Origin of the sequence: Ralstonia pickettii (genome assembly GCF_030582395.1) — a bacterium.
Classification (GTDB): domain Bacteria; phylum Pseudomonadota; class Gammaproteobacteria; order Burkholderiales; family Burkholderiaceae; genus Ralstonia; species Ralstonia pickettii_D.
Map to the genome: position 1 here is coordinate 1,654,321 of NZ_CP104381.1, position 15,859 is coordinate 1,670,179.

Annotated in this window: 10 protein-coding genes and 2 tRNA genes; 4 read left to right on the forward strand and 8 right to left on the reverse strand. The window is 63.6% G+C overall.

Annotated features, from left to right (window positions below; genetic code table 11):
• Nucleotides 1–178: 178 nt before the first annotated feature.
• On the reverse strand, nt 179–4,285 hold the full coding sequence (purL, locus tag N5B55_RS07945) for a phosphoribosylformylglycinamidine synthase (RefSeq protein WP_304539707.1): 4,107 nt from the start codon (nt 4,283–4,285) through the stop codon (nt 179–181).
• Between the two features lie 148 nt (nt 4,286–4,433).
• Nucleotides 4,434–5,003, reverse strand: a complete 570-nt coding sequence (locus N5B55_RS07950; RefSeq protein WP_154209361.1) for a winged helix DNA-binding protein — start codon at nt 5,001–5,003, stop codon at nt 4,434–4,436.
• Nucleotides 5,004–5,089: 86 nt separating this feature from the next.
• On the opposite strand from N5B55_RS07950, the gene N5B55_RS07955 reads away from it, so the two are divergent.
• A complete protein-coding gene (locus N5B55_RS07955; RefSeq protein WP_304539708.1) occupies nt 5,090–6,685 on the forward strand; it encodes an NAD(P)H-hydrate dehydratase in 1,596 nt (531 codons plus the stop codon).
• A 71-nt stretch (nt 6,686–6,756) separates the two neighbouring features.
• Nucleotides 6,757–8,376 carry a glucose-6-phosphate isomerase gene (gene pgi, locus N5B55_RS07960; RefSeq protein ID WP_304539709.1) on the forward strand — a complete coding sequence of 540 codons (1,620 nt, stop codon included), beginning with the start codon at nt 6,757–6,759 and terminating at the stop codon, nt 8,374–8,376.
• A 9-nt stretch (nt 8,377–8,385) separates the two neighbouring features.
• On the opposite strand, the gene N5B55_RS07965 is transcribed toward pgi, so the two are convergent.
• On the reverse strand, nt 8,386–9,096 hold the full coding sequence (locus tag N5B55_RS07965; protein WP_012762046.1) for an ABC transporter ATP-binding protein: 711 nt from the start codon (nt 9,094–9,096) through the stop codon (nt 8,386–8,388).
• Nucleotides 9,097–9,169: 73 nt separating this feature from the next.
• Here N5B55_RS07965 and N5B55_RS07970 point away from each other — a divergent pair, with 73 nt between their 5' ends.
• Both N5B55_RS07970 and lepB read left to right on the forward strand, forming a co-directional pair.
• Nucleotides 9,170–9,778 carry an arylesterase gene (locus tag N5B55_RS07970; protein ID WP_304539776.1) on the forward strand — a complete coding sequence of 203 codons (609 nt, stop codon included), beginning with the start codon at nt 9,170–9,172 and terminating at the stop codon, nt 9,776–9,778.
• 84 nt (nt 9,779–9,862) lie between these two features.
• The gene (gene lepB / locus N5B55_RS07975; RefSeq protein ID WP_154206860.1) at nt 9,863–10,555 is read left to right on the forward strand and encodes a signal peptidase I; all 693 of its coding nucleotides are present in this window, start codon (nt 9,863–9,865) and stop codon (nt 10,553–10,555) included.
• Nucleotides 10,556–10,639: 84 nt separating this feature from the next.
• Here lepB and N5B55_RS07980 read toward each other — a convergent pair whose 3' ends face one another.
• The 5 genes from N5B55_RS07980 to lon all read right to left on the reverse strand — a co-directional run bounded on the left by N5B55_RS07980 (nt 10,640) and on the right by lon (nt 15,845).
• On the reverse strand, nt 10,640–12,580 hold the full coding sequence (locus tag N5B55_RS07980; protein ID WP_304539710.1) for a SurA N-terminal domain-containing protein: 1,941 nt from the start codon (nt 12,578–12,580) through the stop codon (nt 10,640–10,642).
• Between the two features lie 157 nt (nt 12,581–12,737).
• Nucleotides 12,738–12,814 (reverse strand) — tRNA-Asp (locus N5B55_RS07985).
• Nucleotides 12,815–12,858: 44 nt separating this feature from the next.
• Nucleotides 12,859–12,934 (reverse strand) — tRNA-Val (locus N5B55_RS07990).
• Nucleotides 12,935–13,001: 67 nt separating this feature from the next.
• Nucleotides 13,002–13,274 carry an HU family DNA-binding protein gene (locus N5B55_RS07995; protein WP_009238061.1) on the reverse strand — a complete coding sequence of 91 codons (273 nt, stop codon included), beginning with the start codon at nt 13,272–13,274 and terminating at the stop codon, nt 13,002–13,004.
• 156 nt (nt 13,275–13,430) lie between these two features.
• Nucleotides 13,431–15,845: an endopeptidase La gene (gene lon, locus N5B55_RS08000; RefSeq protein WP_065856305.1), complete on the reverse strand. Its 2,415-nt coding sequence runs from the start codon at nt 15,843–15,845 to the stop codon at nt 13,431–13,433.
• Between the last annotated feature and the right edge of the window lie 14 nt (nt 15,846–15,859).

A 15,859-nucleotide genomic window follows, 5' to 3' on the forward strand; every position in this document is an offset into this window, starting at 1 on the left:
CTGCATTTTCGGCTCATCGGCCGGGGCGCATGCGCGCGAAATATAACATTTGCCTAGGAAATATTGCCCGGGCTGCCGGTAAGGGTTGATGTCCAGCCTCGTCGTCCCAACGGAGGGCGAAAAAAAAACGCGCCGAGTCGCCCCGGCGCGTTCTTCGTTTTGCTGCTGAGCGGACTGCTTACGCCATCCACTTCCGCGCGTTGCGGAACATCCGCATCCACGGGCTGCTGCCGTCGCCGAGGGCTTCCCATTCCTTCGGATGCCAGCTCATCTGCACGGCGCGGAACACGCGTTCCGGGTGCGGCATCAGCGCAGTGAAGCGGCCGTCGTGCGTCGTCACCGAGGCAATGCCCTGCGGCGAGCCGTTCGGGTTCAGCGGATACGTCTGCGTGACTTCGCCGCGGTTGTCGACGTAGCGCAGGCCAACGGCCACCTTGTCGATGTCGCCTTGCTGCGAGAAGTCGGCATAGCCTTCGCCGTGCGCAACGACGATGGGAATGCGGCTACCTTCCATGCCCGCGTAGACGATCGACGGCGATGCTTCGACTTGCACGGTCACCAGACGCCCTTCGTACTGCTCCGACTGGTTGCGCGTGAACTTCGGCCATGCACCGGCGCCCGGGATGATCGGGGCGAGGTTCGCCATCATCTGGCAGCCGTTGCACACGCCCAGCGCGATCGAATCGGTGCGGTTGAAGAAAGCCGCGAACTGCTCGGCCAGCATGCTGTTGAAGAGGATCGTCTTCGCCCAGCCTTCGCCCGCGCCCAGCACGTCGCCGTAGCTGAAACCGCCGCAGGCAACGAAGCCCTTGAAGCTGGCGAGGTTGGTGCGGCCGGCCAGCAGGTCGCTCATGTGGACGTCGTAGGTGTCGAAGCCGGCCTTGTCCATCGCATAGGCCATTTCGATCTGCGAGTTCACCCCCTGCTCGCGCAGGATCGCCATGCGCGGGCGGGCGCCCGTGGCAATGAACGGCGCGGCCACATCTTCCGCAATGTCGAACGTGAGCTTGGGCGAGATGCCCGGGTCTTCTGCGTCGAGGATGCGGTCGTATTCGCTCTGCGTGCACTCGGGGTTGTCGCGCAGGCTGGCGATGCGCCAGGAGACGTCGGTCCAGGTGCGTTGCAGTTCGATGCGCGACGCGCTGAAGACCTTCTTGGCGTCGCGCCAGATTTCGATGTGATCGTTGGCGTTGGGCGCGCCGATCACGTGGCTGCAACCGGCCAGGCCGTGCTCGCGCAGCACCGCGAACACCGCGTCCCGCTGGGCCAGCGGCACCTGGATGACGGCACCGAGTTCTTCGGCAAACAGCGCGCGCAGCGTCAGGTCGGCGCGGCGGCCGGAGACTTGCTGCGCCCAGTTCTTGGCGTCGCCGTAGTCGGATTCATGCGCGCCGTCGAGCGTGAGCATGTCGACGTTGATCGACACGCCGCAGTGGCCGGCGAAGGCCATTTCGCAGACGGTCGCCCACAGGCCGCCGTCGGATCGGTCGTGATACGCCAGCAGCGAACCGCTTGCGTTCAGCTGCTGGATGGCGGCGAAGAAGCGCTTGATGTCTTCGGCGTCATCTACGTCCGGCACGCTGTTGCCGATCTGCTCCGTGACCTGCGCCAGGATGCTGCCGCCCATGCGGTTCTTGCCGCGGCCCAGGTCGATCAGGATCAGCGCGCTGTCGGCCGGCGCGTTGGCCGATTCGACTTGCTTGAGCTGCGGCGTGAGCGTCTTGCGCACGTCCGTCACCGGCGCAAACGCCGAGACGATGAGCGACACCGGCGCGACCACTTCCTTCGCCGTGCCTTCGTCTTCCCACTTGGTGCGCATCGACAGCGAATCCTTGCCCACCGGAATGCTGATACCCAGTGCCGGGCACAGCTCCATGCCGACCGCCTTGACGGTGTCGTACAGGCGGGCGTCTTCACCATTCACGCCGCAGGCGGCCATCCAGTTGGCCGACAGCTTCAGTTGCGTGAGGGAGTCGATCGGGGCGGCGGCGATGTTGGTGATGGACTCGCCGATAGCCATGCGGCCCGAAGCCGGTGCGTTGATGACGGCCAGCGGCGTGCGCTCGCCCATCGTCATCGCCTCACCGGCGTAGCCCTTGTAGTCCAGCGTGGTGACGGCCACGTCGGCCACCGGCACCTGCCAAGGGCCGACCATCTGGTCGCGCGTGTTCAAGCCTCCAACGGTGCGGTCCCCAATGGTAATGAGGAACGACTTGCTGGCCACCGTCGGATGACGCAGCACGTCGCGCGCGACGACTTCCAGGTCCAGCCCAGTGACATCGACTTCCGGCAGTTCCTGCGCGACGCGGCGCACGTCACGATGCATGCGCGGCGGCTTGCCGAGCAGCACGTCCATCGGCATGTTGACCGGGAAGTGTTCGGGCAGGTCGGCTGCGGTGTCGCTGTCGACCACTTGCAGTTGCTGTTCGTCCGTGGCGAAGCCGACCACAGAGAACGGAGCGCGCTCGCGCTCGCACATGGCCTGGAAACGCGGGAAATCGCCGGGGGCAATCGCCAGCGTGTAGCGCTCTTGCGATTCGTTACACCAGATTTCGGCCGGGCTCAGGCCGGACTCTTCCAGATGCACCTGACGCAGGTCGAAGCGCGCGCCCTTGTTTGCGCCATCGACGAGTTCGGGGAAGGCGTTGGAGATGCCGCCCGCGCCGACGTCGTGGATCGACAGGATCGGGTTGTCTTCGCCCAACGCCCAGCACGCGTTGATGACTTCCTGCGCGCGGCGCTGCATTTCGGGGTTGCCGCGCTGAACGGAATCGAAATCCAGGTCAGCGGTGTTGGTACCGGTGGCCATCGAACTGGCTGCGCCGCCGCCCATGCCGATGCGCATGCCCGGGCCGCCGAGTTGGATCAGCAGCGTGCCGGCCGGCAGGCCGTGCTTGTGCGTGTGACCGGCATCGATGTTGCCGATACCGCCCGCGATCATGATCGGTTTGTGATACCCGCGCACGGTGCCGCCGACGTTCTGCTCGTAGACGCGGAAGTACCCGCCAAGGTTGGGACGGCCAAATTCGTTGTTGAACGCAGCGCCGCCGATCGGGCCTTCGATCATGATCTGCAGCGGCGAGGCAATGCGGTCCGGCTTGCCGACCGGGCCCGGTGCGGCTTCATCCGGATTGCGGTGCGCCACCGGCTGGGCAGTATCGCGCGCGTTTTCCCACGATTGCACGGCCTCGGGCAGCAGCAGGTTCGACACGGTAAAGCCCGTCAGGCCGGCCTTGGGCTTGGCGCCGCGACCGGTCGCGCCTTCGTCGCGGATTTCACCGCCGGCGCCGGTCGACGCACCCGGGAACGGCGAAATGGCCGTGGGGTGGTTGTGCGTCTCCACCTTCATCAGCGTGTGCGTGAGGGCTTCGCGGCGGCCGTATTGCGGCACGCCCGTCTCGCCTTCCGTGCCCGCGTGCGGGAACCAGCGCTCGGCCATGCCGCCTTCCATCACGGCGGCGTTGTCCGAATACGCGACGATCGTGCCCTGCGGGGCCAACTGATGCGTGTTGCGGATCATCGCGAAGAGCGACTTGTCCTGCGTTTCGCCGTCGATGGTCCAGTCTGCGTTGAAGATCTTGTGCCGGCAGTGCTCGCTGTTGGCCTGCGCGAACATCATCAGCTCGACGTCGGTCGGGTTGCGTTCGAGCTTGCGGTAGGCGTCGACGAGGTAGTCGATTTCATCGTCAGACAGGGCGAGGCCCATTTCGACGTTGGCGGCTTCCAAGGCACGACGACCAGCCTCCTGGCCACCGGCGATATCGACAAAGCGCAATGCCTTGGCGGGCAACACGTCGAACAGGCCGTAGCCGGCTTCGCGCGAGTCGATGACCGTTTCTGTCATGCGGTCGTGCAGGTGCTCGGCAACGGCGGCGCGAGTGGCGTCGTCCAGGTGCTTGGCAGCGCCGGTCAGGCTGCGGATGAGGCCCTTCTTGCACGTGACAGTGAATTCCACGCCGCGCTCGATGCGGTGGATTTGCGGCAGTGCGCAGTGGCGCGCGATTTCCGTCGCCTTGCTGGCCCACGGCGAGATCGTGCCAAAGCGCGGGATGACCACAAAGCGGTCGCCCTCGACATCGGCCGGAGCGGGCGAACCGTACGTCAGCAGCGCTTGCACACGGTCGGATTCATCGGCCGACAGCGGCGTGTCGGCGGCCACGAAATGCAGGTATTGGGCACTGACGCCATCGATGTCCGGATCGATGCGCTTGAGGGTGGAAAGCAGGCGTTGCTGGCGGAAGGCGGACAGCGCGAGAGCGCCGGGAAAGCACGAGAAATGCGCCATGGTGGGCAAGGCAGGCAGTAGCTGGAAGGAGGGACTTCCCGGCGTGCGCGGGAAAACCGCTATTGTACCTTGCCCGGCCCTTGTTACCGACCCTCAAATCGGCCTGAAAAGCGCCTGCCTCGACCGGAAATCGTCGAAAACGGCCGTTTTACAGCGACGTGGCGGACCGCGCAGCCTGCTCGTACAGGCCCGTCAGCACGCGCAGCAGGCGCGCCAGCTCGCCAATCTCGGCATTTTCCTCGCCGCTGGGCGAAATATTGCTGGTCAGGCACTGCTCGCGGATCTCGCGGTAGCGGGCGCAGGCCTTTTCGCCTGCTTCGGTGGTGGTGTAGGTGACTTCCTTGCCGTTGCGCGTGCCTTCCACCAGCTCCATCCCCTGCAGTTTCTTGAGGGAATACGTCACGAGATGGGTGTCTTCCACGTTGAGTACGAAGCAGATGTCGGCCAAGCGCTTGGCCCGCCCGCGGTGGTTGACGTGGTGCACCACCAGCACATCGAGGAAGGTCAGGTCCCGCACGCCGGCAGCGGCCATGCAGCGCACGCACCAGCGGTTGTAGGCGTTGTAGGCGGTGTTGAGCGCAAACTCGAACTCCGACAGCTCGGGGCTGCGCGCCGACACCAGGTGCGACGAAGATACGATCGGCCCGCCCTTCCCTGCGTCCTCATTGACTGCGGATTGCGGCAGATCAGCTTTCGGGGTGGTCGGCGATTTGGACATTGCAACGGGGCTGGGAAAGGACCGGGAACGCGGGCTATTGTAAGAGAATAGATCGTCATGTCTGTACAGCAGAAAGCGTAGTTGCCATGTCCTCACACCCCGCCTGGCGCGAAATCCTGATCGACGGAGCCTTGGCCGCTCACACCGGCGCCGACCTGCTCTTCGGCACGGCCGGCATTCGCGCGCTGGAAGCGGCTGCGTACCGGACCCTCGAACCGTTCACCCTGATGGCCCGGGCCGGCGAAGCCGCCGCCGACTGGCTGCAGACGCGTGCGCCCCATGGGCACGTGCTGCTTGTTGCCGGCCCTGGCAACAACGGCGGCGATGCGCTGGTTGCGGCGACGGTGCTGCATCTGTCCGGGCGCGCCGTCACGGTATGGCTTGCCGCAGACCCGGCCAAGCTGCCTGATGACGCGCGCCGCGCCTGGACGGAGGCGTGTGCCGCGAATGTTCCCATTGAACCCCTGCACACGGCCGCTTCGGTGCCGGCGGCTGCCTCCGTCATCGTCGACGGTCTCTTTGGTATTGGACTCGCCCGGCCGCTGAGGGGGTTGCATGCCGCACTGGTCGACACCATCAATGCCAGCGGCTTGCCGGTGTACGCACTGGACATTCCCTCCGGGCTGAACGGCGATACGGGTCAACCGCCCGCCGCTGAGTCCCCCGTTATCCAGGCGCGCGCCACCATCACCTTCCTGGCGGTCAAGCCGGGCTTGTTAACGGGGGATGGCCGCGATGCCTCCGGCGACATTGCGCTGGCCGATCTGCAAGCCGCGCAACCGGCTTATGACGGCGTGATTGAAGCGGACGCCTTCGTCAACACGCCGTCACGCTGGCTCCCGCACGTGCCGCGCCGGCGGCATAACGGGCACAAAGGCACCTACGGCAGTGCGGCAATCGTGGGCGGCGCGGCCGGTATGGTCGGAGCGCCGCTGCTGTCAGCGCGCGGCGCGCTCCATCTTGGCGCGGGCAAGGTGCACGTCGTCTCGCTTGCGTCCGATGCTCCGCGTGTTGACCCCGCGCAACCTGAATTGATGCTGCACAGTTGGGGCACCCTTGATCTGGGTGGCATGCAGGCGCTGGCCGTGGGCCCCGGCATGGGCACCGGCAAAGAATCGGAAGCCGCGCTCGAGCATCTGCTGGACCGCATGCTGGCAGCGCACACGCCCGCCGTGTTCGACGCCGATGCACTGAACCTCCTTGCGAAAACGCCGGCGCTGCTCGCACGGCTCACACAGTTGGCCGGAAGCGGTGTGCCGTTGGTGCTGACGCCGCATCCGCTGGAAGCCGCGCGACTGCTGCACACCGATGCGCCCGCCGTCCAGCAGGACCGACTTGCCGCCGCTCAAGCGCTTGTCAATCGGACAAGCGCGGTGGTCGTGCTCAAAGGCTCGGGCACCATCATCGCGGCGCCGGGCACCACGCCGGCTGTCAATCCAACCGGCAACGGCGGGCTCGCAACCGGGGGAACCGGCGATGTGCTGACCGGCATGATCGGCGCATTGCTTGCGCAAGGCATGGGTGCGCGCGAAGCCGCACTGGCGGCTGTATGGCTGCACGGGCGAGCCGCCGACGACCTCGTCCACGCGGGCGTCGGTCCCATCGGCCTGCACGCAAGCGAGCTATGCGCGCCGGCGCGGGGCGCTCTCAACGCCTTGCTGGCGTCGGACGTTCGCCGATAGAAACACGTCATACAGCGCCGTTATACTGCCTATTCGTTTTCCCGCACCAACCTCACGTCACATCACGCCGTATGCCCACAGCCCTACCCGCCTGGCAGTCCCTGACGCAACATGCAGAATCGATCCGCGCAGCACATATGCGGGACTGGTTCGCCGCGCCGGATGCCGAAGAACGGGTACGCGCGTTCACGCTGGATGCGGCTGGCCTGACGGTCGATTACTCAAAAAACCGCATCACCCCCGAGACCCTGGCGCTGCTACTGCAACTTGCGGACGAGGCCGGCGTGCTTGCGCTGCGCGATGCCATGCTGCGTGGCGACCGCATCAACAACACCGAGCACCGCTCCGTCCTCCACGTGGCCGTGCGCGGACAATTGGAAGACGACTATCGCGCCGATGGCGAGCCCGTCATGCCCGAAGTGCTGCGCGTGCGGGCGCAGATGCACGACTTCGCCAACCGCGTGCATAGCGGCGCGTGGTCGGGCCATTCCGGGAAGCGCATCACCGACGTGGTGAACATTGGCATCGGCGGTTCGGACCTCGGCCCGCGCATGGTGTGCCGCGCGCTGGACCACCTTGCCGTGCCACAGGTGCGCGTGCATTTCGTCTCCAACGTCGACGGTACGGATTTGGCCGAAACGCTCGACCATCTCAACCCCGATACCACGCTCGCGATTGTCTGTTCGAAGACGTTCACCACGCTCGAAACAATGGCGAACGCGCACAGCATGCGCCGTTGGTTTGTCGAGCATGGCGTAGCTGAAGACCAGCTCAGGCACCACTTCGTCGCCGTCTCCACCAACCGTGAGGCGGTCGTCCAGTTCGGCATCGACCCGGACAACATGTTCACGTTCTGGGATTGGGTGGGCGGGCGGTTCTCGCTGTGGTCGGCGGTGGGCCTGTCGATCGTGCTGGCAATCGGGCCGCAGCAATTCGAAGCGATGCTTGATGGCGCGCGCGCCATGGACCGCCACTTCGCCACGGCCGCGCCGCGTGAAAACTTGCCGCTCATTCTCGGGATGCTGTCGGTCTGGTATCGCGGCTTCTTCGACGCGGCGAGTGCCTGTACCGTGCCCTACTGCGCGCCGCTGGAGCTGCTAACCGACTTCATGCAACAGTTGGAGATGGAGAGCAACGGCAAATCTGTCCAACGCAACGGCGCGGCCATCGATACCGACACCGGCCCCATCGTCTGGGGCACGGCCGGCACCAACGGGCAGCATGCGTATTTTCAGCTGATCCACCAGGGCTCGCAGATCGTGCCCGTGGATTTCATCACCACGCTCGAGCCGGTGCGAACCCTGCCCGGCCACCACGCCAAACTGCTCGCGAACTGCTTTGCGCAAGGCGAGGCGCTGCTGCTGGGGCGCACCGCCGATGAAGTCCGCGCGGGCGGCGTCACCGACGAAGCGCTGGTACCGCACATGGTGTTCGAAGGTAATCGCCCGAGCACGACCATCCTGATGGAAAGGCTGGACGCTGCGTCACTGGGCGCACTCATCGCCTGCGCCGAGCACCGCACCTTCGTGCAGGGTGCGGTGTGGAACATCAACTCGTTCGATCAGTGGGGCGTGGAGCTTGGCAAGAAACTCGCCAAGCCGATTCAGGCAGAGCTGGAAGGGGCTCCGGCGTCCGTGGCGCATGACGCGTCGACGGCGGCGTTGATCCGTCGCGCCAAAGTCGCGCTCTGACGCAAACGTTCAGAGTTCGGTGACGATCTCGTCGCCGACGAGATGCCCAGCTTCAATGGTGAGAATACGGCTGCATCGCGCAGCCACGGAGCGGTCGTGCGTCACCAGCACCAGCGTGGAGCCGGCACTGCGGTTGAGTTCAAACATCAGCGCGATCACGGCCTCGCCCGTGGCGGTGTCGAGACTGCCGGTCGGCTCATCGGCAAAGAGAATGTCGGGCTCGGTCACGAACGCGCGCGCCAGGGCTACGCGCTGCTGCTCGCCGCCGGACAGCGTCTTCGGATAGTGCGACAGCCGTGCTCCGAGGCCGACACGCTCCAGCAGGACCGTGGCGCGCCGGCGCATATCGGCGGTGCTCACGTCGCCCTGCAACTCCAAGGGCAGCATCACGTTCTCAAGGGCCGTCAGATGAGGCAGCAACTGGAACGACTGAAAGACAAAACCGACGTGGCTGCCACGCACCGCTGCGCGGCCATCCTCGTCCAGCTTGAACAGGTCGTTGCCCAGCAGCTTGACGGAGCCCGATGTCGGCAGGTCCAGGCCTGCAAGCAACCCAAGCAGCGTCGATTTTCCCGAGCCCGACGCGCCGACAATCGCCAATGTCTCGCCCCTTTCCACACGGAAGGCAACATCGCTCAGAATAGGCAACTCACCGGTGGCATCGCGCACAGTCTTGTGCAGCGAATCGACTTCAATCACCCAGGTAGCGGAAGACGACATGATTGGACTGGTAGGTAGTAGAAGGCGCAGCGTGAAGTTAATCGCCGCGGCGCTTGGCTGCGCAGTGTTCGGCATGCTGCCACTCGCACAGACGGCTGCAGCACAAGGCGCGCCTGTATCGCATCGCGTGGTGGTGCTCGGTGACAGCCTGTCGGCGGGATACGGCCTGGCACAAGGCACAGGATGGGTGGCGTTGCTCGACAAGCGCCTCAAAGAACGGCAGCCCGATTATAGCGTCGCCAATGCAAGCATCAGCGGCGACACCACGGCCGGGGGCCTCTCACGCCTGCCCGCCGTACTGGCACGCGAAAAGCCCTCCATCGTGATTCTCGAACTGGGCGGCAACGATGCCCTACGGGGCCTTTCGCTCGCCTCCAGCGAGGCCAACATGAAAGCAATGATCGAAGCGTCGCGAGCAGCCGGCGCGAGGGTACTGCTGGTTGGCATGCGCATCCCGCCCAACTACGGCCCGGATTACAGCGAGCGCTTCTTCGCCATGTTCGGCAAGCTGGCGCAGCAGTACAAGCTGCCACTGGTGCCATTCCTGCTCGAAGGGGTTGCACAGCGGCCCGACTGGTTCCAGGAAGATCGCATCCACCCCATTGCCGCAGCGCAGCCGACGATGCTCGATAACGTCTGGCCGAAGCTGGAACCGCTTCTCAAAACCCGGGTCGGAAGGTGACGATTCTGCTGAACCGGCTTGCGCCGCTAGGCGCGTTGGGTTCCCCGGTCGAGTGCGCGGCTACCTCTCATGCAGGCCGACACAATGAAGCTTCTGGCAAACGGGCTGCGTGCAGCGCGCGACAACAAACGTTTCCTGGTCGGCATGTCGTTGCTCTTTGCGTTCCGCGCCTGCATTGCCGACTGGGCGGTCGTGCCCAGCGGCTCAATGAACCCCACCCTTATCGAGGGCGACTACATCTTGATGAACCGGCTGGCCTACGGTGTGCGCGTACCGGCCACTACGGTCTGGCTCAAGCGTGGCAGCGAGCCGCGGCGAGGTGATGTCGTGGTGTTCTCCTCGCCGGAAGATGGCACGAAGCTCGTCAAGCGGCTGATCGGTCTACCTGGCGACGTTGTTGAAATGCGCGGCGAAGCGCTCTACATCAATCACCAGCGCGTTGCCTATACCCCATTGCCGGATGTCGCTCCCGGAGCGTTGCCGCAAACGACGGCGACGCTGCCGCACGAACTCTGGTCCGAAGCGCTGCCCGGCCGCGAACACACCATGATGGTCTTGCCCGAAGTGCGAGCGATGCGCAGCTTCGGCCCCATCGCCGTCCCCCAAGACCACTACCTCATGCTGGGGGACAACCGCGACAACAGCCGCGACTCCCGCTACTTCGGCCTCGTACCGCGCAAGAATCTGATCGCCCGCGCTTCCCACGTGGCCCTATCGTTCGATCCGGACCACTTGTACATGCCGCGCCTCGCACGCATGGGCAAGCCGCTGGACTAGCGCAACGCCCAAAAGTACGCAAAGAAAAAGCCCCCTCGTTATTGAGGGGGCTTTTTCGTCAGACTAACGGCTCTGCACGCCGTATCAGTCCTCTGCCGTATTGGCTGGCTTGCTGCTGTCGACCGCGCTGCTGTTGATCTTCACCTTCGAGCGCGCCTTCAGTGCTTCATAGTAGGCGTTGAACTCGGTCTGACCCGCTGCCTGAGCCAGTTGCTGTGCATCGGCAGCACGGCGCGTCTCGTCCACATTGGCTGGCGGCAGCACCTTGTTGATGCGATACAGCGCGTAGCCCTGGGCACCGAGGTCGACGCCGATAGTGACCGGCAGCTTAGTCGCATCCGCACGCAGAATAGCCGTCAGCGCCGCAGGCGACGTGCCTTGTGCTTGCTGGCGCGAGAGCGTCTGTGCGGCGCTGAAGCCCTCGGCGCTGTTGTTTTGCTTCACAGCAGCCAGCTTCTCTTCGCCAGCCTTCTTGGCCAGCGCAGTGGCTTGCTCGGCGATCACCTTGGCCTTGACCTGCTCGCGCACGTCGGCCAGCTTCTTGACCGTTGCCGGACGATATTCCGCTGCACGGGCTGCAACCAGCGTGGTCGGACCCACCTGGATGGCAGCCGTATTGCGGTGGTTCTTGATCACGTCGTCCGCAAACAGCGCCTTGAGCACCTTGTCGTTGCCGATGGGGCTGCCGGACTGCGCCGGGCTCGGCGTGCGGGTCACGTTGTCGGCCGTCTGGATCTGGAGCTTAAGTTTGTCGGCCACCGGCTTCAGGCTGTCTGACTGGTCTTCCACGGTGTTCGAAAACGCATCCGCCAGCTCCGAATACCTCTTGTTGGCAAGTTGCGTACGCAGTTCGCGTTCAAGCTCAGGCTTCACGGCTTCCAAGGGCTGCACGCCGCCACCCTTCACTTCTTCCAGCTTGATGATGTGGAAACCAAAATCGCTTTGGACCACGTCACTGATGTCGCCAGGCTGCTTGAGCGCAAACAGCGCGTTCTCGAACGGCGGCACGGTCGCGCCCTTGCCGAGGAAGCCCAGCTCGCCACCCTGCGCGGCTGAACCCGGATCGCCCGAGTACTTCTTGGCCAGCTCGGCGAAGCTCGCCGGGTTTTTACGCACCTCGGCCAGAACTTCTTCGGCCTTCTTCTTGGCGGCTTCCTTGTCAGCAGGCTTGGCGCTGTCCGGCAGCTTGATCAGGATGTGAGCGGCGCGACGTTCTTCCTGTGTCTTGAAGCGCGCAGCGTTCTGATCGTAGTACTCCTTGATCTGCTCGGGCGTGACCGGAATCTGCTTCATCATGTCTTCGCCCGAGAACACGACATACTCGGCCTTGACTTGCTCAGGCACAGAGAATTCCTGCTGGTGCGCGTCGTAGTAGGCTTGGATGGCCTTGTCGTCCACATTGACCTTTGCAGCGTAGTCGGCCGGCTTGAACAGCAGTGCCTGAACTTCACGTTGCTGATCGCGTACCTGGATCAGGCGCTCCACCAGCGACTTCGGCACAAACGCCGACGACACGATGGATTGCGGAATCTGTTGCTGCGACAACTCGAAGCGCAGATTGCCTTCCAACTGCTCGGGCGTCATGTTCTGCGCTGCAAGCAGTCGCACGTAGGCTTCCTGATCGAACGAGCCATCCGGTTTGCGCAGCGCTGCCACGGCCGGAATTTGGAGGATGGTGTCGCGAATCTTCTCGTTCGAGATGGTCAGGTTTGCACGCGTGACCTCATTGGCCAGCACGCGTTGCTGAATAATCCCGTCAAGCACGTCGCGACGCATCTGCGGCCCCTCGAACTGGCGCGGATCATATTGCGCGCCAAGCATCTGGCGCAGACGCTCGGTCTGCTCGCGCACGCGCGCGTCGACTTCGTTGGTGGAGATGACCTTGCCGTCGACCTTGGCGGCGTCATGCGAGCTGTCCATGAAGCTCGAATAGCTCTGCACGCCAAAGAACACGAACGACGGGAACACCAGAATCAGCAGCACCAGAAACATCAAGCGCCGATGCGTACGTACGAAATCAAGCATGCTGGACCGGAGGTGAATGGAAGATGGAAAATCCGGCGATTCTATCAGGTGCCGCCGACATTCCGGACAATCGCGGCATGGCGCACAGGCATGACCTGCAAGCATTCGCCGCTGAAAAGACAAAGGCCCGAACGAATCGGGCCTTTGTACAGGATTCTGGCGGAGCGGACGGGACTCGAACCCGCGACCCCCGGCGTGACAGGCCGGTATTCTAACCGACTGAACTACCGCTCCAGATTGGGTCGGACCTTCCGACGCTGGAGCGGCAATACGAACGATGGTGGGTGCTGAGAGGCTCGAACTCCCGACCCGCGCCTTGTAAGGGCGCTGCTCTACCAACTGAGCTAAGCACCCGTTCGTACCGCCGGCGTAAGCCGGACTGTCCGGCGCCCGTGTTGTCACCCACGAGCACCAAAGCCCGCTAGTTTAGCGCATCTTTCAGCGCTTTGCCAGGTTTGAATTTAGCAACTTTACCGCCTTCGATCGTGATGGCCGCACCCGTGCGCGGATTGCGTCCATTACGCGAAGATCGCTTGCCGACCAGGAACGTGCCAAAGCCGACCAGCGTGACCGAGCCACCGTCGCACAATGCATCTTTGATACCGTCGATCAGCGCGTCGATGGCGCGCCCCGCTGCGGCTTTCGACATATCAGTTTGCGCTGCCACATGGTCGATGAGATCTGTTTTATTCATCGTGCCACCTCCCCGAACACCGCTAGTGTGGATTCATTAAAGTGGCCGCCAATCGACGTGTCAAGGCGAAGAACTCTGTCCCACACATCGCAGCCTACGTAAAGAAAAAGGGCCCGAACACGTCGGGCCCTTCCTCAACCTTGGCAGGCTACGGTGTCAGTGATGCACCATTTCCTGCGACTTGCCGTCTTCGCCCTTGGCGGGCGCAGGCTTGGCTTCTTCTTCCGGCAGCGGCTCCGGCTTACGCACCAGCGCGAGTTCAAGCACCTTGTCGATCCAGCGGACCGGCTGAATCTCGATGCTGTTCTTCACGTTGTCCGGAATGTCAGCCAAGTCCTTGACGTTCTCTTCCGGAATCAGCGCGAGCTTGATGCCACCGCGGTGAGCGGCCAGCAGCTTTTCCTTCAAGCCGCCGATCGGCAACACTTCGCCGCGCAGGGTAATTTCGCCGGTCATTGCCACGTCTGCGCGCACCGGAATACCGGTCAGCACCGACACCAGCGCCGTCGTCATTGCAATACCTGCCGACGGGCCATCCTTGGGTGTCGCACCTTCGGGTACGTGGATGTGGATGTCACGCTTCTCGAACATCTCATCCTTGATACCCAGCCGAGCCGACCGCGAACGCACCACCGAGCGCGCAGCCTCGACGGACTCCTTCATCACGTCGCCCAGCGAACCCGTGCGGGTGATGTTGCCCTTGCCCGGCATCAGCGCGGCTTCGATGGTCAGCAGATCGCCGCCCACTTCGGTCCATGCCAAACCGGTCACCTGGCCGACCTGGTCTTCCTTGCCGGCCAGACCAAAGTCGAAACGACGCACGCCAAGGAATTTGTCCAGGTTGTCCGAATCCACCTTCACGGACGTATTGGCTTCTTTCTTCAGCAGCAGTTGCTTGACGACCTTGCGGCAGATCTTCGACACCTCGCGTTCCAGCGAACGAACACCGGCTTCCCGCGTGTAGTAGCGGATGATGTCGCGCAGCGCGGCTTCGGTCACCTCGATCTCGCCCTCCTTCAGACCATTGTTCTTGATCTGCTTGGGCAGCAAGTAGCGACGGGCGATGTTGACCTTTTCGTCTTCCGTGTAACCCGACAGGCGAATCACTTCCATCCGGTCCAGCAGCGGCGCCGGAATGTTCAGCGAGTTCGACGTCGCCACGAACATCACATCCGACAGGTCGAAGTCCACTTCGATGTAGTGGTCCTGGAACGTGTGGTTCTGTTCCGGGTCCAGCACTTCGAGCAATGCAGACGACGGGTCGCCGCGGAAATCCGCACCCATCTTGTCGATCTCGTCGAGCAGGAACAGCGGGTTGCGCACGCCGACCTTCGTCAGGCTCTGCAGGATCTTGCCCGGCATCGAACCGATGTACGTACGGCGGTGCCCGCGGATCTCGGCCTCGTCACGCACGCCACCCAGCGCCATGCGCACGAACTTGCGGTTCGTTGCACGCGCCACCGACTGCCCAAGCGAGGTCTTGCCAACACCCGGCGGCCCCACGAGGCACAAGATCGGTGCCTTGAGCTTGTCGACGCGCTGTTGCACGGCGAGATACTCAAGGATACGTTCCTTGACCTTTTCCAGACCGTAGTGGTCTTGATCCAGCACCTGCTCGGCGTTCGACAGGTCGTTGTTGACCTTGCTCTTCTTGCGCCACGGCAGACCGACCAACGTGTCGATATAGTTGCGCACGACCGTTGCCTCGGCGGACATCGGCGACATCAGCTTGAGCTTCTTGAACTCCGACTCGGCCTTCTTCTTGGCCTCCTTCGGCATGCGAGCGGCCTTGATCTTCTTGTCCAGCTCTTCGAGGTCGGCACCTTCCTCGCCTTCGCCCAGTTCCTTCTGGATGGCCTTGACCTGTTCGTTCAGGTAGTACTCGCGCTGGCTCTTCTCCATCTGGCGCTTCACGCGGCCACGGATACGCTTTTCCACCTGCAGGATGTCGATCTCGCCTTCCAGCTGCGACAGCAGGCTCTCCAGACGTTCGGTCACGTTGAACATCTCGAGAATCTTCTGCTTCTGCTCGAGCTTGATCGGCAGATGTGCGGCGATGGTGTCAGCCAATCGACCCGGTTCGTCGATACCCGACAGCGAAGTCAGAATCTCAGGCGGGATCTTCTTGTTCAGCTTCACGTACTGGTCGAACTGCGACACGATGGCGCGACGCAGCGCCTCGGTCTCAGCCGATTCAGTCGGTTCCGGGCCGACGGGCACCGCTTCGCAGAAGAAGTGCGATTCGTCGTCGGTGACGGACAGGATGTTAGCGCGCTGCGTGCCCTCGACAAGCACCTTCACAGTGCCGTCCGGCAGCTTCAGCATCTGCAGAATGTTGGCGATACAGCCGACCTCGTACAGATCCTTGTCGGTCGGCTCGTCCTTGGCGGCCGTCTTTTGCGCAACGAGCATGATGCTCTTGCCCGCTTCCATCGCGGCTTCTAGCGCCTTGATGGATTTGGGGCGCCCCACGAACAGCGGAATCACCATGTGCGGAAACACCACCACGTCACGCAGCGGCAACAGCGGCAGGCGAATCTGCTCAGCGGGTAAAAGTTGGGTTCCGGACATTATTTTCCCCAGAA